This window comes from Aeromonas sp. 602200, from assembly GCF_049173895.1.
GTDB classification, from domain to species: Bacteria; Pseudomonadota; Gammaproteobacteria; order Enterobacterales; family Aeromonadaceae; genus Aeromonas; species Aeromonas veronii_A.
The window spans coordinates 61,766-85,770 of the sequence record NZ_JAAKSL010000008.1; the positions used below are offsets into that span (position 1 = coordinate 61,766).

Annotated in this window: 20 protein-coding genes and 1 tRNA gene; 11 read left to right on the plus strand and 10 right to left on the minus strand. The window is 61.1% G+C overall.

All coding sequences use genetic code 11. The annotated features are described in order from the left end of the window. Positions 1-185 precede the first annotated feature (185 nt). The 7 genes from arnB to arnF are packed head-to-tail and all read left to right on the plus strand — an operon-like array spanning position 186 to position 7,612. On the plus strand, positions 186-1,322 hold the full coding sequence (gene arnB, locus G5221_RS11425; RefSeq protein ID WP_216952254.1) for a UDP-4-amino-4-deoxy-L-arabinose aminotransferase: 1,137 nt from the start codon (positions 186-188) through the stop codon (positions 1,320-1,322). Between the two features lie 6 nt (positions 1,323-1,328). Beyond that, positions 1,329-2,309, plus strand: a complete 981-nt coding sequence (gene arnC, locus G5221_RS11430; RefSeq protein ID WP_421263261.1) for an undecaprenyl-phosphate 4-deoxy-4-formamido-L-arabinose transferase — start codon at positions 1,329-1,331, stop codon at positions 2,307-2,309. Continuing rightward, positions 2,306-4,297, plus strand: coding sequence for a bifunctional UDP-4-amino-4-deoxy-L-arabinose formyltransferase/UDP-glucuronic acid oxidase ArnA (arnA, locus tag G5221_RS11435; RefSeq protein ID WP_421263262.1), 1,992 nt, complete (start codon positions 2,306-2,308; stop codon positions 4,295-4,297). The genes arnC and arnA overlap by 4 nt, the downstream gene beginning before the upstream one ends. Beyond that, positions 4,290-5,189, plus strand: coding sequence for a 4-deoxy-4-formamido-L-arabinose-phosphoundecaprenol deformylase (gene arnD / locus G5221_RS11440; RefSeq protein WP_421263263.1), 900 nt, complete (start codon positions 4,290-4,292; stop codon positions 5,187-5,189). Before arnA ends, arnD begins: the two co-directional genes overlap by 8 nt. Before the next feature lie 31 nt (positions 5,190-5,220). Continuing rightward, entirely contained in the window at positions 5,221-6,864 is a 1,644-nt protein-coding gene (gene arnT, locus G5221_RS11445; RefSeq protein ID WP_421263264.1) for a lipid IV(A) 4-amino-4-deoxy-L-arabinosyltransferase, read from the plus strand. Continuing rightward, complete coding sequence (locus G5221_RS11450) at positions 6,864-7,208, plus strand: EamA family transporter (protein WP_421212405.1); 345 nt, start codon at positions 6,864-6,866, stop codon at positions 7,206-7,208. Before arnT ends, G5221_RS11450 begins: the two co-directional genes overlap by 1 nt. Beyond that, positions 7,205-7,612 carry a 4-amino-4-deoxy-L-arabinose-phosphoundecaprenol flippase subunit ArnF gene (arnF, locus tag G5221_RS11455; protein ID WP_421250904.1) on the plus strand — a complete coding sequence of 136 codons (408 nt, stop codon included), beginning with the start codon at positions 7,205-7,207 and terminating at the stop codon, positions 7,610-7,612. Before G5221_RS11450 ends, arnF begins: the two co-directional genes overlap by 4 nt. Before the next feature lie 78 nt (positions 7,613-7,690). On the opposite strand, the gene G5221_RS11460 is transcribed toward arnF, so the two are convergent. The 7 genes from G5221_RS11460 to yqhD all read right to left on the minus strand — a co-directional run bounded on the left by G5221_RS11460 (position 7,691) and on the right by yqhD (position 17,786). Next, positions 7,691-9,019: a CoA-disulfide reductase gene (locus G5221_RS11460; protein WP_421263265.1), complete on the minus strand. Its 1,329-nt coding sequence runs from the start codon at positions 9,017-9,019 to the stop codon at positions 7,691-7,693. Positions 9,020-9,117: 98 nt separating this feature from the next. Further along, positions 9,118-10,518 carry an L-cystine transporter gene (locus G5221_RS11465; RefSeq protein ID WP_005341918.1) on the minus strand — a complete coding sequence of 467 codons (1,401 nt, stop codon included), beginning with the start codon at positions 10,516-10,518 and terminating at the stop codon, positions 9,118-9,120. A 133-nt stretch (positions 10,519-10,651) separates the two neighbouring features. Beyond that, positions 10,652-11,938 carry a serine dehydratase subunit alpha family protein gene (locus tag G5221_RS11470; protein ID WP_421263266.1) on the minus strand — a complete coding sequence of 429 codons (1,287 nt, stop codon included), beginning with the start codon at positions 11,936-11,938 and terminating at the stop codon, positions 10,652-10,654. Between the two features lie 279 nt (positions 11,939-12,217). Beyond that, on the minus strand, positions 12,218-12,994 hold the full coding sequence (locus G5221_RS11475; protein ID WP_421263267.1) for a substrate-binding periplasmic protein: 777 nt from the start codon (positions 12,992-12,994) through the stop codon (positions 12,218-12,220). 98 nt (positions 12,995-13,092) lie between these two features. Further along, a complete protein-coding gene (gene pntB, locus G5221_RS11480) occupies positions 13,093-14,577 on the minus strand; it encodes a Re/Si-specific NAD(P)(+) transhydrogenase subunit beta (RefSeq protein ID WP_005339759.1) in 1,485 nt (494 codons plus the stop codon). A gap of 11 nt (positions 14,578-14,588) precedes the next feature. Then, entirely contained in the window at positions 14,589-16,115 is a 1,527-nt protein-coding gene (pntA, locus tag G5221_RS11485; RefSeq protein ID WP_005357557.1) for a Re/Si-specific NAD(P)(+) transhydrogenase subunit alpha, read from the minus strand. A gap of 507 nt (positions 16,116-16,622) precedes the next feature. Further along, a complete protein-coding gene (gene yqhD / locus G5221_RS11490) occupies positions 16,623-17,786 on the minus strand; it encodes an alcohol dehydrogenase (protein ID WP_040070066.1) in 1,164 nt (387 codons plus the stop codon). Between the two features lie 157 nt (positions 17,787-17,943). On the opposite strand from yqhD, the gene G5221_RS11495 reads away from it, so the two are divergent. Beyond that, the gene (locus G5221_RS11495; protein ID WP_421263268.1) at positions 17,944-18,846 is read left to right on the plus strand and encodes an AraC family transcriptional regulator; all 903 of its coding nucleotides are present in this window, start codon (positions 17,944-17,946) and stop codon (positions 18,844-18,846) included. 17 nt (positions 18,847-18,863) lie between these two features. Next, on the plus strand, positions 18,864-19,376 hold the full coding sequence (locus G5221_RS11500; RefSeq protein WP_005356301.1) for a lipocalin family protein: 513 nt from the start codon (positions 18,864-18,866) through the stop codon (positions 19,374-19,376). A gap of 65 nt (positions 19,377-19,441) precedes the next feature. On the opposite strand, the gene G5221_RS11505 is transcribed toward G5221_RS11500, so the two are convergent. Next, complete coding sequence (locus G5221_RS11505) at positions 19,442-21,334, minus strand: methyl-accepting chemotaxis protein (RefSeq protein WP_421249602.1); 1,893 nt, start codon at positions 21,332-21,334, stop codon at positions 19,442-19,444. A 207-nt stretch (positions 21,335-21,541) separates the two neighbouring features. Further along, a complete protein-coding gene (locus tag G5221_RS11510; RefSeq protein ID WP_005339743.1) occupies positions 21,542-22,039 on the minus strand; it encodes a lactoylglutathione lyase family protein in 498 nt (165 codons plus the stop codon). A 100-nt stretch (positions 22,040-22,139) separates the two neighbouring features. Here G5221_RS11510 and G5221_RS11515 point away from each other — a divergent pair, with 100 nt between their 5' ends. Continuing rightward, positions 22,140-23,012, plus strand: coding sequence for a LysR family transcriptional regulator (locus G5221_RS11515; RefSeq protein ID WP_421249603.1), 873 nt, complete (start codon positions 22,140-22,142; stop codon positions 23,010-23,012). Between the two features lie 144 nt (positions 23,013-23,156). Here G5221_RS11515 and G5221_RS11520 read toward each other — a convergent pair. After that, a tRNA-Trp gene (locus tag G5221_RS11520) sits at positions 23,157-23,233 on the minus strand. Between the two features lie 201 nt (positions 23,234-23,434). Between G5221_RS11520 and G5221_RS11525 the strand changes: the two genes are divergently transcribed. Further along, positions 23,435-23,977, plus strand: coding sequence for a hypothetical protein (locus G5221_RS11525; RefSeq protein WP_421172629.1), 543 nt, complete (start codon positions 23,435-23,437; stop codon positions 23,975-23,977). Positions 23,978-24,005 lie beyond the last annotated feature (28 nt).

Below are 24,005 nucleotides of genomic sequence, written 5' to 3' on the forward strand. Positions count from 1 at the left end.
CGCCATCAAAACGGCAGCAATTGTTACCAAGTGTTGCTGTGCGCTTGAATAAAAACTCGTTATTCAGCTACTTTCAAAATATATCGAGCAATCTCGACACTTTCCCCAAGCATATTTCCAGTGAAAATCAGCAATGCAGATTTTCATCGTCATTTTATTTTTTGCGACATTAAGACCGGAGTCGTATGAAAGACTTTCTGCCATTCTCAAAGCCTGCCATGGGCGAGGCCGAGATCCGTGCCGTCAGCGAGGTGTTGCAATCGGGATGGATCACCACGGGCCCGAAAAATCATGAGCTGGAGCAGCGTTTCTGCGAGACCTTTGGCTGCCAGCATGCTGTTGCGCTCTGCTCCGCGACCGCGGGCATGCATGTCACCCTGATGGCGCTGGGGATTGGCCCGGGTGACGAGGTGATTACCCCCTCCCAGACCTGGGTCTCCACCATCAACATCATCACCCTGCTGGGGGCCACCCCGGTCTTTGTCGATGTGGACAGGGATACTCTGATGGTCAGCGCCGACCAGATAGCGCCGCTCATCACCCCCAACACCCGGGCCATCATCCCGGTCCACTACGCAGGGGCACCGGTCGACCTCGACCCCATCCTCGCCCTGGGTCGCCAGCACGATATTCCAGTCATCGAAGATGCCGCCCATGCAGTCGGCACCCGCTATCGCGCGCGCTGGGTCGGGGAAACCGGCACCGCCATCTTCTCTTTCCACGCCATCAAAAATCTTACCTGTGCCGAGGGAGGAATGCTGGTGACCGATGACCAGGCGCTGGCCGACAAGGCTCGCATGCTGAAATTTCACGGCCTGGGAGTCGATGCCTTCGACCGCATGACGCAGGGACGCAAGCCGCAGGCGGAGGTGATCATGCCGGGCTTCAAATACAACCTGGCCGACATCAACGCCGCCATCGCCCTGGTGCAGCTGGCCCGCCTGCCCGAGCTCAATGCCAAGCGGGTCGAACTGGTGTCTCGCTACCATGAACGTCTGGCCAACCTGCCGCTGGCACCGCTGGCCATCCCCACCTACCCCCATCTGCATGCCTGGCACCTCTTCATGGTGCGGGTCGACCCCGAGCAGTGCGGCCTCGATCGCGATCAGCTGATGCAGGCGCTGCAGGAGCGAGGCATCGGCAGTGGCCTGCATTTTCGCGCCGCCCACACCCAGAAGTACTACCGGGAGCGCTATCCGGATCTTTCGCTACCCAACACAGAGTGGAACTCGTCACGGCTCTGCACCCTGCCCCTCTTCCCCGACATGACGCTCTCCGACGTGGATCGGGTTGTGGCAGCCCTGACCGACATACTGGAGTAACAATACGTGAACCATAACGACATCAAACGGGTCTCAGTCATCATCCCCGTCTACAACGAGGAGGCGAGCCTGCCGGAACTGCTGCAACGGGTGACCGACACCTGCGGGCTGCTGAGCCAGGATTACGAAGTGATCCTGATCGACGACGGCAGCAACGACCGATCCGCCACCATCATCAGCGAAGCCGCCAATCGCGAAGGGAGCAAGCTGGTCGCCGTGCTGCTCAACCGCAACTATGGCCAGCATGCCGCCATCATGGCCGGCTTCGAGACGGCAACAGGGGATCTGGTGATCACCCTGGATGCCGATCTGCAGAACCCGCCGGAAGAGATCCCGCGGCTGGTCGCCACCGCTATGGAAGGGTATGACGTGGTCGGCACCATCCGCCGCAACCGGCAGGATTCATGGTTTCGCAAGACAGCCTCGCGCTTTATCAACAAGTCGGTACAAAAGGCGACCGGCGTCCAGATGAGCGACTACGGCTGCATGCTGCGCGCCTATCGCCGCCACATCATCGACGCCATGCTCTGCTGTCAGGAGCGCAGCACCTTCATCCCCATCCTAGCCAACAGCTTTGCCCGCCGTACCACAGAGCTGGAGGTGGGCCACGCCGAGCGGGCCCACGGCGAATCCAAATACGGCCTGATGCACCTTATCAACCTGATGTACGACCTGGTCACCTGCATGACCACGGCCCCGCTACGCCTGCTCAGCATCGTCGGCAGCGTGGTGGCGGGGATCGGCTTCATCTTCTCGATCCTGCTGCTGCTGCTGCGCCTGTTACTGGGTGCCGACTGGGCAGCAGATGGCGTCTTCACCCTGTTTGCCATTCTCTTCACCTTTGTCGGCGTACAGCTGATCGGGATGGGACTGCTGGGTGAGTACATAGGCCGAATGTATACCGATGTGCGCGCCCGTCCCCGCTACTTCATTCACCAAATCGTTCGCTCCACCCCGGATGCTTCGCAACAGGAAACTCAATCATGAACGTTGTCGTCTTTGCCTATCACGATATCGGCTGCACCGGTATCGAGTCCCTGCTTCAGGCCGGCTACCAGATCCAGGCGGTCTTTACCCATGCCGACGATCCGGGCGAGAACCGCTTCTTCGACTCGGTCGCCCAACTCTGTGCCGATCACGACCTGCCGGTCTTCTCTCCCGAAGATGTGAACCATCCGCTCTGGATTGAGCGCATTCGCGAGCTGGCACCGGAGGCCATCTTCTCCTTCTACTACCGCAACATGCTCAAGCAGGAGATCCTCGATATCCCAACCGTCGGGGCCTTCAACCTGCACGGCTCCCTGCTGCCAGCCTATCGCGGCCGCGCCCCCATCAACTGGTGTCTGGTCAACGGCGAGACCGAGACCGGCATGACCCTGCACCGGATGACGGCCCGTGCCGATGCCGGCGATATCCTTGCCCGGCAGGCAGTAACCATTGCCCACGATGACACCGCACTCACCCTGCATGGCAAGATGCGCCAGGCTGCCCGCGCCCTGCTCGAAGGGGAGCTGGTCAAACTCAAGCGCGGGGACGCCACCTTCACCCCGCAGGACGAGAGCAAGGCGAGCTACTATGGTCGCCGTACCCCGGCCGATGGCGAGCTGCGCTGGGATAAGCCCGCCAGCGATCTCTACAACCTGGTACGCGCCGTCACCCAGCCCTACCCGGGCGCCTTCAGCTTTGCCGGCGATCGCAAGCTGACGGTCTGGAAGGCGCGGCCGCTGGCGCTCCAGAGTAACCAGCAGCCGGGCACCATTCTCTCCCACGACCCGCTGCGCGTGGCCTGTGGTGAAGGAGTGCTGGAGATCCTGGCCGGTCAGGCCGAAGGGGGGCTCTATGTACGCGGTGCCCAACTTGCCCGCGAACTGGGGCTGGTCGAAGGAATGAAGATCGGCGCCAAGGCGAGCAATGCCCTGCGCAAGGCGCGCCTGACCCGGGTGCTGATCCTCGGCGTCAACGGCTTTATCGGCAACCACCTCACCGAGCGTCTGCTCAAGGATGGCGGCTACGAAGTGTATGGCCTCGACATCGGCTCCAGCGCCGTGGATCGCTTCATCGGCCACCCCAACTTCCACTTCGTGGAGGGGGACATCAGCATTCATACCGAGTGGATCGAGTATCACATCAAGAAGTGCGACGTGATCTTGCCGCTGGTGGCCATCGCCACCCCCATCGAGTACACCCGCAACCCGCTGCGGGTGTTCGAGCTCGATTTCGAGGAGAACCTCAAGATCGTCCGCTACTGCGTCAAGTACAACAAGCGCATCATCTTCCCCTCCACCTCCGAGGTATACGGGATGTGTGACGATCACAGCTTCGACGAGGATGAATCCCGCCTCATCGTCGGCCCCATCAACAAGCAGCGCTGGATCTACTCCGTCTCCAAGCAGCTGCTGGATCGGGTCATCTGGGCCTACGGCAAGAAAGAGGGGCTCAACTTCACCCTGTTCCGCCCCTTCAACTGGATGGGGCCGCGCCTCGACAGTCTGGACTCCGCCCGCATCGGCAGCTCTCGCGCCATTACCCAGCTCATTCTCAATCTGGTGGACGGTACCCCGATCCAGCTGGTGGATGGCGGCGCCCAGAAGCGCTGCTTTACCGATATCGAGGATGGCATCGAAGCCCTGTTCCGCATCGTCGAGAACAAGGGCGATCGCTGCAACGGCCAGATCATCAACATCGGCAACCCGGATAACGAGGCGAGCATTCGCGAGATGGCGGAGGTACTGCTCGCCAAGTTCGATGCTCACCCGCTGCGCGACCACTTCCCGCCATTTGCCGGCTTCAATCTGGTGGAGAGCAAGTCCTTCTACGGCGACGGCTATCAGGATGTCTCCCACCGTCGTCCGAGCATCCGCAATGCCCGCAAGCTGATCAATTGGGAACCGACCATCGAGATGGAGGAGACCATCGGCAAGACGCTGGACTTCTTTCTGCAAGGGGCTGTCACAACGGGAGTCGAACATGATTGAGGTGGGTCTGCGGATCGACGTCGATACCTTCAGGGGGACCCGTGACGGGGTGCCCCGCCTGCTGCAGCTGCTCGACCGGCATCAGGTGAAGGGAAGTTTCTTCTTCTCGGTCGGTCCCGACAACATGGGGCGCCACCTGTGGCGCCTGCTAAAACCCCGCTTCCTGCTCAAGATGCTGCGTTCCAACGCCGCATCCCTCTATGGGCTCGATATCCTGCTGGCTGGCACCGCCTGGCCCGGCAAGTCCATCGGCAGAGAGCTGGGTTCCCTGATGCGCGACACCGATAAGGCGCACCATGAGGTGGGGCTGCATGCCTGGGATCACCACGGCTGGCAGGCCAATACCGGTCGCTGGGACGAAGCCGAACTGATCCGCCAGACCCGGCTCGGAGTCGATGCCCTGAGCGAGATCCTGGGGCGCGCGGTGGATTGCTCCGCCGCCGCCGGCTGGCGGGCCGATCCGCTCACCACCCAAGCCAAGGAGCAGTTCGGCTTTCGCTACAACAGCGACTGCCGCGGCTGCGGCCTGTTCCGCCCCATTCTGGAGGATGGACGGCCCGGCACCCCGCAGATCCCGGTCAACCTGCCCACCTTCGACGAGGTGGTGGGGCATCAGGTGACGGTCGACGGTTTCAACCATTTCCTGCTGGAGCAGCTGAGCGCGACACCGCAACCGGGACCCCATGTCTACACCATCCACGCCGAAGTGGAGGGGATCGTCATGGCGGATCAGTTCGATGCCCTGCTCGGCGAGGCCAAAGCGCGCGGCATCCGTTTCGTCCCCCTTGGCGAGCTGCTCCCGTCCGACCCGACTCAACTGCCGACCGGTCATCTGCTGCGCGGCACCCTGCCGGGACGCGAAGGGTGGCTCGGCTGCAAAGCAGCCCCATGAACCCGCTCACCAGATTGCAACCGAGGATCTCATGAAGATGACCCGATGGGCCCTGCCCCTTTTCTTTCTGCTCTTTTACCTGCTGCCGCTCAACCAGCGGATGCTGTGGAGCCCGGACGAAAACCGTTACGCCGAAATCAGCCGGGAGATGGTCACCACGGGTGACTGGGTGGTGCCCCACTTCCTCGGCCTGCGCTACTTCGAGAAACCCATCGCCGGTTACTGGTTCAACAGCCTCAGCCAGCTGATGTTCGGCGAGAGCAACTTTGCCGTCCGCTTCGCCTCGGCCGCCTCGACTGGGCTGAGCGCGTTGCTGGTCTTCTGGTTTACCCTCCAGCTCTGGCAGTGCCGGCGCAAGGCGTGGTTCGCCAGCCTGATCTATCTCTCGACCCTGATTGTCTACGGCATCGGCACCTACAGTGTGCTGGATGCCATGGTGACCCTCTGGCTCAACGCCGCCATGGTGAGCTTCTACCTCATCCGGCAGGAGGGGCCACCCGGTCGCAGGATGGCGGGCTATCTGCTATTTGGTCTCGCCTGCGGCATGGGCTTTCTCACGAAGGGGTTCATCGCGCTGGCGGTACCGGTGATCGTGCTGGTCCCATATATGCTGACCCGGGGACGCCTGCTCGAGCTGGTGCGCTTCGGGCCGCTGGCCATCCTGAGCGCCGCCCTGCTGGCCGCCCCCTGGACCATCGCCATTCATCAGCGGGAGCCGGACTACTGGCACTACTTCTTCTGGATTGAGCACATCCAGCGTTTCGCCTCGGAAGATGCCCAACACAAATCCCCCTTCTGGTACTACCTGCCGATGGGACTGCTCGGCACCCTGCCCTGGCTGGGACTACTGCCGGGAGCATTGCGACAAGGGTGGCAGGAGCGCAAGGTAGGTCCGCAGACTCTCTATTTGCTGGCCTGGCTGGTACTGCCCTTCATCTTCTTCAGCATCGCCAAGGGCAAGCTGCTCACCTATATTCTGCCCTGCTTCGCCCCGCTGGCCATCCTGCTCGCCAACAGCGCGGTCAATGCCCTGAAGGAGGGACGGGATCAGCCATTTCGCCTCAACGCCTGGATCAACGGCCTGTTTGGCCTGATCTGCGTGGGAGTGCTGGCGGTACTGGCCTTCTCGCCGCAACATGCGGTCTACGGCCGCCACGAGATGGGCAAGCTGGCCATCGCCATGGTCATCTTCGTCGGCTGGTCGCTGCTTGGCTTTATCCAGCTGGTAGCCCCCGCCCGTAGCTGGCAGCTGAGTGCATTCTGTCCCATGGTGCTGGCCATCGCCCTGCCGCTGGCGCTGCCGTTATCGCTGGTGGACTCCAAACTGCCGGAGCACTTCATCAAGGCCAACCGGGAGATCCTGATGGAGTCCCACACCCTGCTGGCCAACGAGGTGGGTACCGCCTCCTCCATCGCCTGGGAGACCAAACGCAGCGAGGTCAACCTGCTCGATAGCATGGGTGAGCTGAGATATGGCCTTGACTATCCCGATGGCAAGGGGCGCTACATCACGCAAGAGGAGTTCCCGAACTGGCTGGCACAGGCACGCAAGAAGGGGCAGGTAGCCCTGTTGCTGCGCACCAATGATGACGAGGAGATCGCTGCGCTGCCTCCGGCAGACCAGACTATCCGCAGTCACCGCTTCACTCTGCTCGTCTACCACGGGAGTCGCTGATGGATATCCTGCTCCTCCTGCTGGTCAGCCTCCTCACCAGTGCGGGACAGATGCTGCAAAAGCAGGCGGTCATCAGCTGGCAACGCACACCGCACGACCACTGGCAGAAGCTCGCTTCCCCCTGGTTGCTGGGGAGCGTTGCAGCCCTTGGCAGCGGTATGCTGCTCTGGATCTACCTGCTACAGCGGCTGCCACTGAGCATGGCCTACCCCATGCTCAGCCTCAATCTGGTGCTGGTGATGCTCGGCTCGCGCCTCTTTTTCCGCGAGCCGGTGAGCAACCGCAACTGGCTGGGGGCTGCCGCCATCATCGTCGGCGCCCTGTTGTTGGGAGGTCTGCTATGAAGGGTTATCTCTACGTACTGGGCAGCATAGTGCTGGTGACGGTGGCGCAACTCTGCATGAAGTGGGGGGCAATCAGCCTCCCTGAGTGGCAGGCCGATCCCGCCGTGATGCTGGCTCACCCCCTGCCGCTCCTCACCATCGCCATCGGCATCCTCTGCTACGGGCTGTCGCTGCTCTGCTGGCTGGCGGCGCTGCACTCAACGCCGCTCAATATCGCCTACCCGCTGCTCAGCACCAGTTACGGGCTGGTCTATCTGCTGGCGGTGAGCATGCCGGCCTTTGCCGAACCGCTGGTGGCAAGCAAGGCGGTAGGCGTTGCGCTTATCTTCTTCGGCGCAGTGCTGGTCGGCAGCAAACCTGCGGCAGGAAAGCCGGAGCGGCAGATGCCCCCTGCCGGTTCCTGACAAAGGGCAAGGTTAAGCGAAAAATGAGGCGGCACCCTGTGCCGCCTCTTGCCACTGTCAGGTTGGCCTGCCCCCCCTTTATTTGGCGACGTTACCCGCCACGTTCAGGGCATCCCAGGTGCGGGAGAAGGGGGGCGCGTAGGCAAAGTCCAGCATGCCGAGCTGCTCGGTGGTCACCCCCATGGTGATGGCCACTGCCAGCGCGTCGATGCGGTGGACCGCCCCCTTGCGACCGAGGATCTGGCCGCCCAGCAGCCGCTTGCTGCCCGCCTCATAGACCAGTTTGACGTGAATGTCGGACTGACCCGGGCAGTAGTTGGTGTGGCACTTGTCCTTGATCACCACAGTGCGATAGTCGATGCCCATCGCCTTGGCTTCCTGCTCGGAAAGACCGGTACGGCCCGCCTCCAGCCCCAACACCTTGAGCGCGGCAGAGCCGAGGGTGCCCGGGAACGTCTGCTCGGCCCCGGCCAGGTTTTCACCCACCATACGACCCAGCTTGTTGGCAATGGTGGCGAGCGGTACATAGACCTGCTGCTGCTTCACGCTGTGCCAGACGCTGGCACAGTCACCGGCCGACCAGACGTTGGCCAGCGAGCTGCGCCCCTGACGATCCACCTTGATGGCGCCGTTGCCGAGTCGCTCGATGCCGGTATCGGCCAGAAACTCGGTGTTGGGCTTGACCCCGGTGCAGACCACCACGATATCGGCCTCGTACTCGCCCTGGCTGGTTCGCACGCCGGTCACCCGGCCATCCCCCAGCAGCGCTTCAACCCGCTCGCCAAGATGGAGGGAGACTCCCTGCTCGCGCAGTTCTGTTTCGATATGCTGGGTGATCTCGCCATCAAACGCATCGGGGATGACCCGATCCGCCAGCTCGATGAGACGCACCTCTTTGCCCTGATGCACCAGCGCCTCGACCACCTCCAGCCCGATAAAGCCTGAGCCGATCACCACGGCGCGGCGATTGTTCTTATCTTGTACCGCCGCCTTCAGCGCCACTCCGTCGGCCATCCGGCGCAGACCGAATACCCCTTGCTGCTGCAAGCCGGGGATGGGTGGCATCACTTCGCGGGCGCCGGTGGCGATCATCAGGCGATCGTAGCGATCGGTGAAGGTGTCGCCGTTGTGCTCCACCACCAGAGTCTGGGCCGCCGCATCGACGCTTAGCACCCGATGGCCAATCTTGACCTCGATACCCTTGGCAGCGAACTGCTCCGGGGTGAACTCGGCCATGTAGCCGGGCTCCTGAAACTCGTCACCGACGAAGTAAGGCAGGCCGCAGGCACCGAAAGAGATCACCTCGGAGGCCTCATACACCACGATGTCGGCATCTTTGGCCAGACGGCGCGCCTTGGCCGCCGCACTCATACCGGCGGCTTCACCACCGATGATCAGAATTCTCATAGTTTTTCCTCTCAATGGCGCAGGGAGGGCATGCCCTCCCTGCGGTCTATGACGGGAAAGAGTCGCCCCTTTCCACGGGCAGATCAACCGACAGCAAATCAGACGGTGGACTCTTCGCCGTCCAGACTCACTTCGTGATCGCTGTTGAACACATGCATGTCGGTCTCGCCCATCAGGCGGCTGGTGACCGTCCCTGCGGTGATGGAGCCGGAAACGTTGAGCGCGGTACGGCCCATGTCGATCAGCGGCTCGATGGAGATAAGCAGACCGGCCAGCGCCACCGGGAAGTCCAGCGCGGAGAGCACGATCAGCGCGGCAAAAGTGGCGCCGCCGCCAATCCCGGCCACCCCGAAGGAGCTGACGGTGATGATGGCGATCAGGGTCATGATAAAGCCGGGATCCATCGGGTTAACCCCAACGGTCGGGGCAATCATCACGGCCAGCATGGCCGGATAGATACCAGCACAGCCGTTCTGGCCGATGGTGGAACCGAAGGAGGCGGCGAAGTTGGCGATCCCCTCAGGAATACCCAGCGACTTGGTCTGGGTCTGCACGTTCATCGGGATGGAGCCCGCACTGGTGCGCGAGGTGAAGGCAAACGCCAGCACCGGCGTGATCTTCTTGAGGAAGCGCAGCGGGTTGATGCCGACCATGCTCACCAGCAGCAGGTGCACGACAAACATGATGGCGATGGCGCCGTAAGAGGCCATCACAAAGCTGAGCAGGTTGAGAATATCCGCGTAGTTGGAACCGGAGACCACCTTGGTCATCAGCGCCAGTACGCCGAACGGGGTCAGGCGCAGCACCAGAGTCACCATCCGCATCACAATGGCGTGGGCCACGGCCACGAAGTGGCTGAAGCTGGCGAAAATCTCCGGCTTCTTGCGGGCGATGCCGGTGGCAGAGAGGCCGATGAAGATGGAGAAGATCACCACGGCGATGGTGGAGGTCTTGCGCGCGCCAGTCATGTCGAGGAAGGGGTTGGCCGGAATAAACTCAAGCATCATCTTGGCGAAAGACATGCTCTCGACGCTGCCGAGGGTGGTCTGCAGCGCGGCGCCCCTGGCGCTCTCGGCGGCACCGGAGGTGAGCCCTTCAGCGGTCAGGCCAAACAGGTTGGACATCAGGATGCCCGCCCCGGCGGCGATAGCGGTGGTGAAGATCAGCACGCCTATGGTCATGGCACTGATCTTGCCCAGCGCAGTGCCGCCATTGAGCTTCAAGATAGCGCTGATGATGGAGACCATGATGAGCGGGATGATGATCATCTGCAGCAGCTTCACATAGCCGCTACCCACAATATCCAGATAGTCGATGGTCTGAACAATGACGGGCGAACCTGCACCGTAAAGCAGTTGCAACGCGGCGCCGAACAGAATACCGAGCCCCAGACCGGCAAATACCCGGCGGGTGAAGCTCACATGTTTTTCCTGTAACCGGTAGAGAAAGAACAGCAAGATGGCGGCGATGGCCAGATTGCCGATAACGCTAAATGTCATGGTATGACTCCCCAAAAAGCGGGCTTGCGCCCGAGAAACAAGAGCAAGCGCCATGCTTGCCCTGGCAACCGTGTCAGACGGTCTGCGCCGTCGTGACAAGAACAAGGGGGTCTATCGCCCCCTTGTCACAGATTCACTGATTCTGCTGTTTCGCTCGCATGATGTTGATGATTTCGATGTCGGTATCCAGCATCCCCTCTTTGGAGAGGCGGCCCAGATTGGCGATGGTCTGGTCCACATCATCGGAAACGATCCCCTCGCTCTGGGGGACATGCAGGTTGTTGATGGCCATCAGCGAAGACTTTACCGCCACCGAGGTGGAGGTGGAGACCTTCATGGAGCAGGCGCTGCCCGCGCCGTCGCAGATGATGCCGGAGACATCGCCAATCATGTTGTTGATGCAGTGGCTGATCTGCTGATACTGGCCGCCCAGCAGCCAAGTAATGGCGGCACCGGCACCCATGGCGGCGGTACTGGCGGCGCAGAGGGCCGACAGCTTGTTCTGATAGGTCTTGATGTAGATGGCCACCAGATGGCTCATCACCAGTGCCCGGGTCAGCTGCTCGTCGCTCGCCTTGAGGAAGCGGGCGGCCGCGACCACCGGCATGGTGGCGGCAATGCCCTGATTTCCGGAACCGGAGTTGGACATGGCGGGCAGCATGGCACCATCCATCCGCGCATCGGAGGCGGCGGAGGAGAGGCGCATAGCCAGGGTCATCAGGTCATCGGAGAGCAGCTTGCGCTCCACCTGTTCGGTGAGGATCTTGCCAATCTTCAGGCCGTAACCCTGCAACCCTTCATCTGCCAGCGCCTGATTCATGGTGGCGGCATCGCGGATAAAGTCGATCTCCGCCAGCGGCACTTCCAATGCAAAATCGACGATCTCCCGCAGGGTCATGGCCGGTTTGGCGGATTTGGCCGGCTGGATCTGCACGCCGGGAGCGCTGGCCTGCGCCATCAGCACCTCGCCATCCTTCTCCATCAGGATGATACGGGTGTGGTCGGTGCAGATCACCACCCGGGCACTATGGCCCTCCACTTCGGCCAGAACCTCGGCGTAGAGCACATCCGGTACATCCTTCACATCCACCTTGATCACCGGCAGCAGCGCCTTGGCCGCTTCCACCTGTTCTGGTGTGAGGGTCTTGAGCACCTCCAGCCCGGCATCGGGATTGCCCCCTGTGATGCCGACCGCAGCGGCCACCGGCAGACCGATCATGCCGGTGCCTGGTACTCCGACCCCCATGCCGTTCTTGAACAGATTGCCACTGACCCAGACGCTGATGCGGGTCGGGGTCTCCCCAAGCAGCTTGCGGCAGTTGGCCGCCGCAAGCGCCACCGACATCGGCTCGGTACAGCCCAGGGCCGGCACCACTTCACGCTTGAGCAGGGTAATAAAGTCGGTCCATTGTGGTTTCATCTGTGCATTCTCATCTTGGTGGCGCAATGCCTGTCATCGCCACAGGCAACAGCATGGCAAAAAAGGGTGACACGGGATCAACATCAAGCAGGAGCGCGTCGCCAAGGCGTCGCGAGAGAGGTGGCCGTCTGATGACTGCCCCATGCAAATCAACTTAATTTGATTCTAATATCAATAAAATCAAATTAAGTTGCGCAACATCGCTTTTTTAGCGCCATTATGCCCGTCTTTTAACAAAGCGCGACAATTTGTGATGCAACGCACAGACGATGGAGTCACCTAGAGATGATAGCGGGCCAGCAGCTGCTGGTAGGCCGGGGTCTGCTTGAACTGTTTCAAGGCGGCCGAGAAGCGCCTCGCCAACTGGTCATGGCCGGGCTTGTGGGTAAACGCGAGGAAGTTGCGGTTGTCGTCGGTCAGCAGGCGCGAGCCGTGGTTCACCTGATCCTGCAGCCCCTGGGTATGCAGCAAGTAGCGACCGACCCGCTCGTTGAGCACCACCCCGTCCAGCCGACCGGCCATCATCAAATGCAGCTGTTTGATGGCATTCCCCTCCCCCGTCATCGGCATCCGGATCACCCCGGGATCGGTCAGAAAATCGGGGCTGTAGGCATAATCTTCCTGAATACCTATCCTCAGACCCTTGAGGTCGGAGAGCTGCCTGAAATCCACCGGACGAACCGTCGGATAGAAGAGCACTTCACCGCTGTAAGAGAGCGGCTCTTCGGGGTAGTGGAGCCACTGCTGGCGGGAAGGTTCAAAGAAGACATCGAGCACCGCATCCCCCTGCCTGAGACGAGCCTGCTGCAGAACCCGCTTCCAGGGCAGCACCCTGATTTCGGTGCGATAACCCATCTGGCGCAACACGGTACAGGCCAGATCGAGATCTGCGCCCACCAGCTCCCCCTTGTCGCTGTGCATCACATAGGGGGGCCACAGTTCTGTCAATATGGTCAGGGTCGGCTTGTCATGAGCCATAGCCATACCACCGACGAGAAGAGATGCCAGCAGCCAGCCGTACAACCCGATCCTTCGCCAACCCTGACACCACATCATGGAGATCCCTCATGGTCCGTATGGATTGAGGATATACAAGGGATGAGCAATAAAAAAGGAGGCCGAAGCCTCCTTGATATTCACTCTCTGAATGGCACTTACAGTGCTTTCAGGATTGCCTCGACACTGGCCTTGGCATCGCCAAACAGCATCTGGGTATTTTCCTTGAAGAACAGCGGGTTCTGGACACCGGCGTAGCCAGTGTTCATGGAACGCTTGAAGCCGATGACGTTCTGCGCTTTCCACACTTCCAGCACCGGCATACCGGCAATCGGGCTGCCCGGATCTTCCATCGCGGCCGGGTTGACGGTGTCGTTGGCACCGATCACCAGCACGGTGTCGGTGTCGGCGAAGTCGTCGTTGATCTCGTCCATTTCCAGAACGATGTCATACGGTACTTTCGCTTCCGCCAGCAGCACGTTCATGTGGCCAGGCAGACGACCGGCAACCGGGTGGATACCGAAGCGCACCTTGACGCCGCGATCACGCAGCTTCTGGGTGATTTCAGCCACCGGATACTGGGCCTGCGCCACCGCCATACCGTAGCCCGGGGTGATGATGACGGAGCTGGAGTTCTTCAGCAGGTCAGCCACTTCCTCGGCGCTGGTTTCGCGGTATTCGCCCATCTCCTGATCAGCCGTGGAGGCTACGCCGTCGGAGCCGAAGCCACCGGCGATCACGGAGATGAAGGAGCGGTTCATCGCCTTGCACATGATGTAAGAGAGGATCGCACCGGAGGAACCCACCAGGGCACCGGTGACGATCAGCAGGTCGTTGGAGAGCATGAAGCCCGCCGCCGCTGCTGCCCAACCGGAGTAGGAGTTCAGCATGGAGACCACCACCGGCATGTCGGCGCCACCGATGGAGGCAACCAGATGCCAGCCGAAGGCGAAGGCGATCAGGGTCATCACCAGCAGGGCGAAGGTAGAGCCGCCCGCGTTGACGAAGTAGACCATCAGCGCCAGCGAGGCGACCACGGCCAGCAGGTTCAGCTTGTGGCGGTGCGGCAGCATCAGCGGCTTGGAGGAGATGAGACCGCGCAGTTTGCCGAAGGCAACCACGGAACCGGTGAAGGTTACGGCACCGATGAAGACGCCCAGGAAGATCTCGACCAGATGGATGTTCAGCATGGCGCCGGTCAGGTGCTCGACCTGGGCAACGCTGTTGGCCTGCTCGAACGCCGCACGGGCGGCTGCCAGGGTGGCATCCAGATTGGAACCGACGGAGACGACGACCTCAGCAGGTGCAGAGGGGTGCAGATCGATGAAGCTGTTGAAGCCCACCAGCACTGCCGCCATACCCACGAAGCTGTGCAGCACGGCCACCAGCTCGGGCATCTCGGTCATTTCGACCTTGAGCGCCAGACGCACGCCGATGGCACCGCCGATCACCATGGCCAGAATGATCCAGTGAACGCCACTGGTCTCCGGGTTGAATACGGTGGCGAGCAGGGCGATAGCCATACCCGCGATACCGAACAGGTTGCCATGCTTGGCCGTTTCTTGCTTCGACAGTCCCGCGAGACTGAGGATGAAGAGCACGGCGGCAACGATATAGGATGCTGTTACCAGTCCTTGAGACACGTTAAACCCCCTTAATCCTTACGGAACATCTTCAGCATGCGCTGAGTGACGGTGAAGCCGCCGAAGATGTTGATACTGGCAATCAGCACGGCGACGAACGCCAGCGCGGTGACCAAGGTCGACCCTTGCCCGATCTGCAGCAGGGCACCGACCACGATAATGCCGGAGATGGCATTGGTGACCGACATCAGCGGCGTATGCAGGGCGTGAGAGACGTTCCACACCACGTAGTAACCGACCACACAGGCCAGGATGAATACGGTGAAGTGGGAGAGGAAGGCTGCCGGGGCAACAGAGGCGATCCAGCCGAAGGCGGCGATGCCGAGGGCACCGAACACGAACTTCTTGTTGGAGGGCTTGGCCTCTTCCTTCTTGGCTGCCGGTTTGGCGGCGGCCGGTTTCTGTGGGGCGGCAGAGACGGAGATAGCGGGCGGCGGGAAGGTCACTTCACCGGCCTGGATCACCGTCATGTTGCGCTGAACCACATCTTCGAAGTCGATGGCAACGTTGCCGTCCTTCTCCTTGCACATCAGCTTCATCAGGTTGACCAGGTTGGTACCGTAGAGCTGGGAGGATTGGGCAGGCAGACGACCCGGCAGATCGGTGTAACCAATCACCTTGACGCCGTTGTCGGTGACATGCAGTTCACCCGGCACTGTGTATTCACAGTTGCCGCCAGCCTGAGCGGCCATGTCCACGATGACGGAGCCCGGCTTCATGCTGTCGACCATCTCTTTGGTGATCAGCTTGGGAGCCGGCTTGCCCGGGATCAGGGCGGTGGTGATGATGATGTCCACCTCTTTGGCCTGCTGGGCGAACAGCTCCATCTCGGCCTTGATGAACTCATCGGACATGACTTTGGCGTAACCATCGCTGGATGCACCGTCTTCGCCACCGAAGTCCAGCTTGAGGAATTCCCCACCCATGGATTCGATCTGCTCGGCCACTTCCAGACGGGTATCGAACGCACGCACGATGGCACCGAGGGAACCGGCAGTACCGATGGCAGCCAGACCGGCCACACCGGCACCGATCACCAGTACCTTGGCGGGCGGCACTTTACCGGCTGCGGTGATTTGACCGGTGAAGAAGCGACCGAACTGGTGCGCAGCTTCAACCACGGCGCGATAGCCACCGATGTTGGCCATGGAGGAGAGGGCATCTAGGGACTGGGCACGGGAGATCCGCGGCACCATATCCATCGCCATCACATTGATGTTGCGCTCGGACAGCTTCTTGACCAGCTCAGGGTTCTGGGCAGGCCAGATGAAGCTCACCAGAGTGGCGCCATCTTTAATTTGTGCGATCTCGGCATCGGTCGGCGCATTGACCTTGAAGATAAGGTCGGCTTGCCAGACATTCGGCACCACGCTGGCACCGGCAGCCTCGAAGGCGGCATCATCGAAGCTGGCCGACAGGCCTGCGCCGGTCTCGATGGCGACCTCGAAGCCGAGCTTTTTCAGCTGCTCGACGGTAGCCGGGGTCGCTGCGACCCGGGTCTCACCGGCGAGACTCTCTCTCGGTATTCCAATCTGCATGACTATTCCCTGATGGTTAATAAACAATCGCTGCCCAGTGTCTCACTTCTGACGAAACAAGACATGACCAAAGTGCAGGTCCAGGGCTCTTTGTTATGAAAATCAGTAGGCTTTACCTCAACCTCCTGTCATGGTCAGGCCCCCGCTTTTCAGGCGCGAAGGTGATTAGTATCAAATTTTGGAGTTTTATTACAACCGCAGTCCCGACGGCACTCGTACAGAATTCAGCCCATCCCTGGCTACGATTAAAAAAAACAAACCAAATTAGAGGCTTATACCAGTAAAAACGGCTGAAAAAAGTGATCCAACCAGTCAAAAAAAATGTTTTACCGGCCCTCTATCTTAGCGTTTTTTGTTCTTACGAAATCCGCTTTCGTCTCACTTCTCGCAGCGAAACGCCGAAAAGTAACATTTTCCCAACAAAAGCGGGGCCACTCAGCCGCCAGATGGCGGGAGAGGGCCCCGGCAATTCAATCGTTTCGCCCGTTTGACACCGATTGGCGGCCCTTACCAGGCCGCTTCATAAATATGCTGGCTCTGCACCAGATCGATATCGCCGTGCTCGCCCAGACGGGTCATACCGTGCTCACCCAGCTTGCCGATCAGGGTGTCGATACCCAGATCTTTCAGACCGTAGTCGCGCAGTCGGGTCTTGACCCCCATCCGCTCGAAGAAGTCGCGGGTCGCGGCGATGGCATCATCGATGCGTTCCGCTTCGCTACCACTATTCAGACCCCACACCCGCTCTGCGTATTGCAGCAGCTTGGCATGCTTCTGTTTGCGCTTGGCCTGCAACAGGGCGGGCAGCACCACCGCCAGAGTCTGGGCGTGGTCGAGGCCGTGCAGGGCAGTCAGCTCGTGACCCAGCATGTGGGTGGCCCAGTCCTGTGGTACACCGGCACCGATCAGGCCGTTCAACGCCATGGTGGCGCTCCACATGATGTTGGCGCGAACCTCGTAGTTGTGGGGTTCAGCCAGCGCCTTGGGGCCCTCTTCGATCAAGGTCAGCAGCAAGCCTTCAGCGAAGCGATCCTGCACCTTGGCATTGACCGGATAGGTGAGGTACTGCTCCACGATGTGGACGAAAGCATCCACCACCCCGTTCGCCACCTGACGCTCGGGCAGGGTGTAGGTGAGCACCGGATCCAGCACGGCGAAACGCGGCATCACGAACGGCGAGAAGAAGTGCACCTTGTCGCCACTGCTGCGACGGGTGATGACGGCGCCCATGTTCATTTCGGAACCGGTCGCCGGCAGGGTCAGCACTGAGCCGAGCGGGATGGCGGAGCGCACTTCGCTGCCGACGGTCTCGAGAATGTGCCAGGGATCCTTGGCCAGATCGTAGTGCGCGGCAGCGGCGATAAACTTGGTGCCATCGAGCACGGAGCCACCGCCAACGGCGAGCAGGAAGTCGACACGCTCGGCACGGGCTAGCTCCACGGCGCCCATCAGGGTCTCATAGGCCGGATTCGGTTCGATGCCGCCAAATTCAAACAGGGTCATGCCAGCCAGCTCGTTACGGATCTGCTCCAGCAGGCCGCTGCGTACCACGCTGCCGCCGCCATAGGTGATCATGACGCGGGCATCGCTCGGGAGCTGCTCGCGCAGCTGGGCGATCTGCCCTTGGCCGAACAGGATTTTGGTCGGGGTATGGAGAGTAAAGTTGTTCATCGACATTGCCTTCTTCTGATAGTCAGGGCGGCCTGGCCGCGAAATCGTGATTGCATTTTTCTCCAGAACCACACTACCATCAAGACAACATCCTGCTTGATTCTTGCCTATTTCTACAAAGCAGCAAAAACCGGAACTGTCGAATCAAAGAGCGCACATGCAAAACCGTTACAGCGAGCTCGCCGCCAGATTGACCCGCCACGTCACCGCCCCCGGCATCACCCCATCACCGGTGAAACAGGTCAACCTCATCTATACCACCGAGCACCATGGCCGCACCCCGGTGCTCTACCAACCGCGGATGATCGTTATCCTGCAGGGACACAAGGTGGGTTATCTGGCGGATCAGGTGTTTCGCTACGACCCCAACCACTATCTGCTGATGACCCTGCCGCTGCCCTGCGAGTGCGAGTGCTTCGCCTCCCCCGAGCAGCCGCTTATCGGTTTTACCATCGAGATCGACCTGGTCACCCTGCAAGAGCTGCTGCTGGAGCTGGGCGATGCCCTGCCCGCCCCCGCGCCGCAAAAGAGCGGCGTCCACTCGGTTCCCCTGTCGGAAACCATGTTCTGCGCCGCCGAGCGACTGATCGAGCTGATGGACAACCCGTTGCACGCCAAGGTACTGGGGCCGCAGACGGTGCGGGAGATGCTGTTCCACGCTCTCACCGAGGGGGGCGGCCCGGCGCTGCAGGCGCTCGCCAATCGCCACAATCATGTGGGCCAGATTGCCCGGGTGCTGCGTATGATAGAGTCCCGTTATGCCGACAACCTCACCATGGAGGAGCTGGCGCGGGAGGTGAACATGAGCGTCTCCGCCTTTCACCACCACTTCAAGGCGGTCACTGCCACCTCGCCGCTGCAGTACATCAAGTCGTTTCGCCTGCACAAGGCGCGGATGATGATGCTGCACGATGGCATCAAGGCGGGCACCGCGGCGGCCAGAGTCGGTTACGAGAGCAACTCCCAGTTCAGTCGGGAGTACAAGCGCTTCTTCGGCAGCACGCCGACGGATCAGGCCTCCCGCTTCCGGGATGGCCAGCTGCGCATCATCGAGGGATAACAAGAGAGGGATTACTTATGCGTTCACTGCTTTGCCTGTTCACCGCTTTGCTACTGACGGCCTGTACCGGGATTGCCGACGGCATTCGCCCCGTTACCGGCTTCCAGCTCGACCGTTATCTTGGCACCTGGTACGAAATCGCCCGCCTCGACCACAGCTTCGAGCGGGGGCTGGAGCAGGTAAGCGCCACCTACAGCCTGCGGGACGATGGAGGCGTCAAGGTGCTCAACCGCGGCAAGCAGAGCGATGGCAGCTGGCGCGAAGCCGAGGGCAAGGCCTACTTCGTCGGCAACCCGGACGAGGCGCGGCTCAAGGTGAGCTTCTTCGGCCCCTTCTACGGCGGCTACAACGTCATCGACCTCGACCCCGATTATCAGCTCTCGCTGGTGACCAGCTACAACCACGACTACCTCTGGATCCTCTCCCGCTCACCCAACCCGCCCAAGGCGAAGGTGGATGCGCTGGTCGCCAAGGCGAAGTCGCTGGGCTTTGCCACCGACCAGCTGATTTGGGTCAAGCAGACCCCTTAAGCCAGTCGTGAAATAACAAAGGGCAGCCCGCGGGCTGCCCTTTCTGTTGCTGGTATGGCGGGATGTCAGAGCCGGAAGCGACCGATCTCCTGCTCCAGCCGCTCGGTCAGCGCCTTCAGCTCTGCCGCCTGCGCCGCCTCCTGATTGGCCTGCTCGGCCAGCTCCTGCGAGACGTGGCGGATATTCTCGGTATTGCGGCTGATCTCGCTGGTCACCGAGGTCTGCTCTTCGGCCGCCGCCGCGATCTGGGTCGCCATGTCGCTGATGGAGCCGATCGCCTCGTTGATCCGCGCCAGACTCTGGTTGGCGGACTCCGCATCCTCGACGCTGGTGCCCGCCAGCTGGCGGCTGGTCTCCATACCACCCACGGCGCGGCGGGTGGTCTGCTGCAGGGTCTCGATCATCTGCTGGATCTCGTCGGTGGAGTCATGGGTGCGGCGCGACAGCACCCGCACCTCGTCCGCCACCACCGCGAAGCCACGGCCCTGCTCACCGGCCCGCGCCGCCTCGATGGCGGCGTTGAGCGCCAGCAGGTTGGTCTGCTCGGCAATGCCGCTGATGGTGGCCAGAATGCCGCTGATCTTCTGGGCATGGGCATCCAGCTCGTTGATGATCTGGCTGGCATCAGCCACCTCATCCGCGAGCCCGGTAATGCTGCGCTGGCTCTGACCGACCTGCGACTGACCCGCGACCGCCAGCTTGACCGCCTCGCCGGAGGTGGTAGCGGCAAACTCGGCGTTGCCGGCGATCTCCTGGGTAGCGGAGGCCATCTCGGTCACCGCGGTCGCCACCATCACGATCTCGTCCTGCTGCTGACGCACCCGCTGGCTGCGGGAGTGGGCGCCGGCCGCCTGAGCACGGGACTGGGCCGCCAGCTCGACGGTGACATCGCGCAACCGGCTGACAATCCCGTGCAACCGGGCCACGAACTGGTTGAAGTTGCGTGCCAGCTGACCCACCTCATCCTGACTGCGGGTGTCGATATGGACGGTGAGATCCCCCTCGCCGTGAGCGATGTCGTGCAGCGCACCGGCCACCCGGCCCAGATCGGCAAACAGATACTTGAACATGGCGGTGAGCAGGGCGCTGAACACCAGCATCAGCAGCAGCGTCAGCCCCACCAGCTGCCACAGCAGGGAGGCGAGCGGCGCCTCCAGCACGTCGCGGTACATCACCATGGCCAGCAGCCAGTCGGTGCCCGGCACCGGCTGTACCGCCAGCAGCACGTCGCGCCCGTCGAGGGTAGCTGCGTGCAGTTCGTTGTTCTCGCGGCCCCACTGCTGGAAGGTGGCCGCCGACAGATCGGGGGAGAGCTCACCAATCTGCTTGAGCGCCAGCTCCTTGTTGGGGTGACCGACGATGAGGCCGCTGCTGTCGAGCAGCATGGCGTAGCCCTCACCCTGCACCTTCATCGCCAGTACTTCATCGATCAGCTTGTCGAGCGCCAGGTTGGCCCCCACGGCGCCGACCAGCTCGCCCTGATGGCGCACCGGCTCGGAGAGAGTAACCACCAGCTTCTGCATGGTGACGCTGACATAGGGGGCAGTGACGATCAGCTGCCCCGCCTTCACCGCATCCTGATACCAGGGGCGCTCGCGCGGGTCATAGTTGCCGGTGTTGAGGGAGGGATCCTGCCGGGTCATCACCCCCTGCGCGGAGCCAAAATAGGTGAGGCCGAAGCCGCCGGAGGTGTAGGCCTGCTTCAGGTGCGGCACCAGCTCGGCTTGGGGGTTATCGCTGATCAGGTTGACCAGCGCATGGACGGTGTTCTTGCGATCCGTCATCCATTCGCCGATGGCGACCGAGTAGGCGTGGCCATAGTTGACCGCCTCGCTCTGGATGGCGCTCATGGTGCGGGATTTTAGGGTGTGAAAGGCAACGATGCCGAGCAGTGATGCCATCAGCAGCACTACGCCAAGACTGGTGGCCAGCAGCTTGCCGCGCAGAGAGAGGGTCATGACGACGAATCCTTGTTGTTGTGTCAGGCAGGGAAAACCCTGATGTATCAAAGGCTATCGGCCGCAATATGAACAGACTTTAGTGAATCTGTATATTTTCCCATCTATCAACAACAGAACGCGCTATTCGTGTGAACCAGATCGCTATTCCATGCTACTGACTCTTGTAACAACAAAGCAGCAGGCCGCCCTAAGGCGGCCTGTTACTTACCCCTGATATGCACCGGCGGAGTAGGTCAGCTCATAGCTGTGGCTGTAGATCTCGACGATATTGCCGAAGGGATCTTCCATGTAGACCATGCGGTAGGGCTTCTCGCCCGGGTAGTACTCGCGCACCGGCATCCGCTGCTTGCCGCCCGCCGCGACGATGCGCGCCGCCAGCCCCTCGACATCCGGATCCTGCACGCTGAAGTGGAACACTCCGGTCTTCCAGAATTCGAAGTTGTTCTCACGGCGCTCGCTGTTGGGAAACTCGAACAGCTCGATGCCGATCTTGTCGCCGGTGGAGAGGTGGGCGATGCGGAAGGAGCCCCAACCCGGGCCAAACACGTCGTTGCACATCACGCCGATGGCGGAGTCATCCTCGGTGATGGTGGTCGCCGGCATGATGAGATACCAGCCCATCACCTTGGTATAAAACTCGACCGCTTTGTCGAGGTCAGTCACCGTGATGCCGATGTGGGAGAAGTTGCGTGGGTAAGTCATAAGTCACCTTGAAATTGTGTGTGGGAAACAGGTGACATGATAGGAAGGAGAGCCATAATGAAAAATAAGGTCAAACTAATGGAAGGCATAAATTAAATTTATGGTTAATCCACTCTGGCTCCACACCCTGGTGGTGGTGCATGAAACCGGCAGTTTTACCCGTGCCGCCGATCGGCTGGATCTCACTCAGGCCGCCGTCAGTCAGCATATCTCGCGCCTCGAGGCCGAATTTGGCCCCCTGCTGCTGCGCAAGCCCCGTCAGCTGGAGCTCACCCCGCGCGGGCTGGTGCTGCTCGACTTCGCCCGCCAGCAGGAGCAGGCCGCCGAACAGCTGCGGGCACGCCTCTCGGACGACGACCCTCACCACGGCGCCATCACCCTGTCCACCCCGGGTAGCATTGGTCTGCTGCTCTATCCCCTGCTGCTCGACCAGCAACAAGAGCACCCCGGACTCACCATCCAGCACCGCTTTGCCCCCACCCCCGACATAGTGCAGGCGGTACTGGCGGGGCGCAGCGATCTGGGACTGGTGGATCAGCCGCCTGAACACCTCAGCATCGCCGCCGAGCCCTTCGCCCGCGAACCCCTCTGTCTGGTGGTGCCCAACGATGGCAAGGAGCCGAGCTGGCAGTACCTCTGTCAGCTCGGCTTTATCGACCACCCGGATGGCCGCAGCATGGCACAACGCCTGTTGGGACGACGCTACCCCGGCCAGCGCGTTGACGAGATCCCGCAGCGCGGCTTTACCAACCAGATCGGCCTGATCCTGGAGCCGGTCGCCCGCGGCCTCGGCTTTACCGTGCTGCCCCGCTTCGCCGTCACCGCCTTTGCCCAACAGGAGAAAATCCGGGTGATCCAGAGCAGTATTGAGGTGATCGACACCCTCTGGCTGATCTACCGCGCCGAGTGGCCGCTCCCCGCCCGCCACCAGCGGCTGGTCACCGTCCTGAAACAGCGGGTTGCTGCACATTGAACGCTCTTGCGGCAGACATAGAGATCAATGTGGCCACAGTCACCGAGAGCTAGCGGCAAGAAGGAGAAGAGAAAGGAGAGAGGGATAAATTGGCGAACGCCGGAAATGCGAAAGACCAGCTCAATGAGCTGGCCTTTCTGAAAATGGCAGGGGCGGCAGGACTCGAACCCGCAACCATCGGTTTTGGAGACCGCTGTTCTACCAATTGGAACTACGCCCCTGCAACAAACGAGGCGTAGTATACAAAGCGGGTTTCAAAGGTAAAGGCTTTTTTCACACTTTTAATGCGATTGCACAAATCCCGAACAAGTCGCGCCGATTTGTGCAGCAACGAGGGGTAACTTGCTGTATTTCCAGACTCAGCGGGGTAGGAATGGGGCATAAATGGGGGTAGGGTGAAATCAGGTACCGGGAGGCCACTTATGCTCAATTACCGACTGCTCCAACAACTGGCGCCCCTCAACTTCAGGGATGAACGCAAAACAGAGTCCCTGCCCGCCTATCTTGAACGGGTCGCACCACTGGTGCCCTTTATTCCTGAAAATGTGCTCTCCCAGTGGATTTACCGCCATTGGCGCGGTTTTGAGTCCAACTGGAGCTTTATCGATCTCGCCAGCCATCAGTTCACCTGTGAAAGCTGGCCCACCGCCCAACTGGTGGATCAGGTGGACTCCCGCCATATGGAGGTGATCGAGCGCTGGGGCGAGATGCTGCGCAGCAACCGCTATGTGCGTCGCTCCTGGCTCGGCGAGAAGATGCTGAGCGAAGGCACCTGGCCGGAACCTGTCATCGTGCTGGCGCCGGAGGAGGGAGCCAGCTACCCGAACGGTCATCCCCTACCCCGCCCCTACTGCCTGCTGGAAGGACACCACAGACTCGGTTATTTGCGCGCCATGGCCCGCGATGGGGAATCGCTGCAAGAGACGCACAAGGTGTGGATTTGTCGTCATGTTTCCGTCACTTAAACGTTTTTCATGCTGAAATTGGCATCGT

Excerpts from the sequence above, each read along its gene's own strand:
- G5221_RS11475 (WP_421263267.1), bottom strand. The coding sequence starts at position 12,994 with ATGATGTGGTGTCAGGGTTGGCGAAGGATCGGGTTGTACGGCTGGCTG.
- G5221_RS11450 (WP_421212405.1), top strand. The coding sequence starts at position 6,864 with ATGGATATCCTGCTCCTCCTGCTGGTCAGCCTCCTCACCAGTGCGGGA.
- arnF (WP_421250904.1), top strand. The coding sequence starts at position 7,205 with ATGAAGGGTTATCTCTACGTACTGGGCAGCATAGTGCTGGTGACGGTG.
- G5221_RS11465 (WP_005341918.1), bottom strand. The coding sequence starts at position 10,518 with ATGACATTTAGCGTTATCGGCAATCTGGCCATCGCCGCCATCTTGCTG.
- G5221_RS11460 (WP_421263265.1), bottom strand. The coding sequence starts at position 9,019 with ATGAGAATTCTGATCATCGGTGGTGAAGCCGCCGGTATGAGTGCGGCG.
- G5221_RS11510 (WP_005339743.1), bottom strand. The coding sequence starts at position 22,039 with ATGACTTACCCACGCAACTTCTCCCACATCGGCATCACGGTGACTGAC.
- arnD (WP_421263263.1), top strand. The coding sequence starts at position 4,290 with ATGATTGAGGTGGGTCTGCGGATCGACGTCGATACCTTCAGGGGGACC.
- pntA (WP_005357557.1), bottom strand. The coding sequence starts at position 16,115 with ATGCAGATTGGAATACCGAGAGAGAGTCTCGCCGGTGAGACCCGGGTC.
- arnB (WP_216952254.1), top strand. The coding sequence starts at position 186 with ATGAAAGACTTTCTGCCATTCTCAAAGCCTGCCATGGGCGAGGCCGAG.
- yqhD (WP_040070066.1), bottom strand. The coding sequence starts at position 17,786 with ATGAACAACTTTACTCTCCATACCCCGACCAAAATCCTGTTCGGCCAA.
- arnA (WP_421263262.1), top strand. The coding sequence starts at position 2,306 with ATGAACGTTGTCGTCTTTGCCTATCACGATATCGGCTGCACCGGTATC.
- G5221_RS11495 (WP_421263268.1), top strand. The coding sequence starts at position 17,944 with ATGCAAAACCGTTACAGCGAGCTCGCCGCCAGATTGACCCGCCACGTC.
- G5221_RS11500 (WP_005356301.1), top strand. The coding sequence starts at position 18,864 with ATGCGTTCACTGCTTTGCCTGTTCACCGCTTTGCTACTGACGGCCTGT.
- G5221_RS11470 (WP_421263266.1), bottom strand. The coding sequence starts at position 11,938 with ATGAAACCACAATGGACCGACTTTATTACCCTGCTCAAGCGTGAAGTG.
- G5221_RS11505 (WP_421249602.1), bottom strand. The coding sequence starts at position 21,334 with ATGACCCTCTCTCTGCGCGGCAAGCTGCTGGCCACCAGTCTTGGCGTA.
- arnT (WP_421263264.1), top strand. The coding sequence starts at position 5,221 with ATGAAGATGACCCGATGGGCCCTGCCCCTTTTCTTTCTGCTCTTTTAC.
- G5221_RS11515 (WP_421249603.1), top strand. The coding sequence starts at position 22,140 with ATGGTTAATCCACTCTGGCTCCACACCCTGGTGGTGGTGCATGAAACC.
- G5221_RS11525 (WP_421172629.1), top strand. The coding sequence starts at position 23,435 with ATGCTCAATTACCGACTGCTCCAACAACTGGCGCCCCTCAACTTCAGG.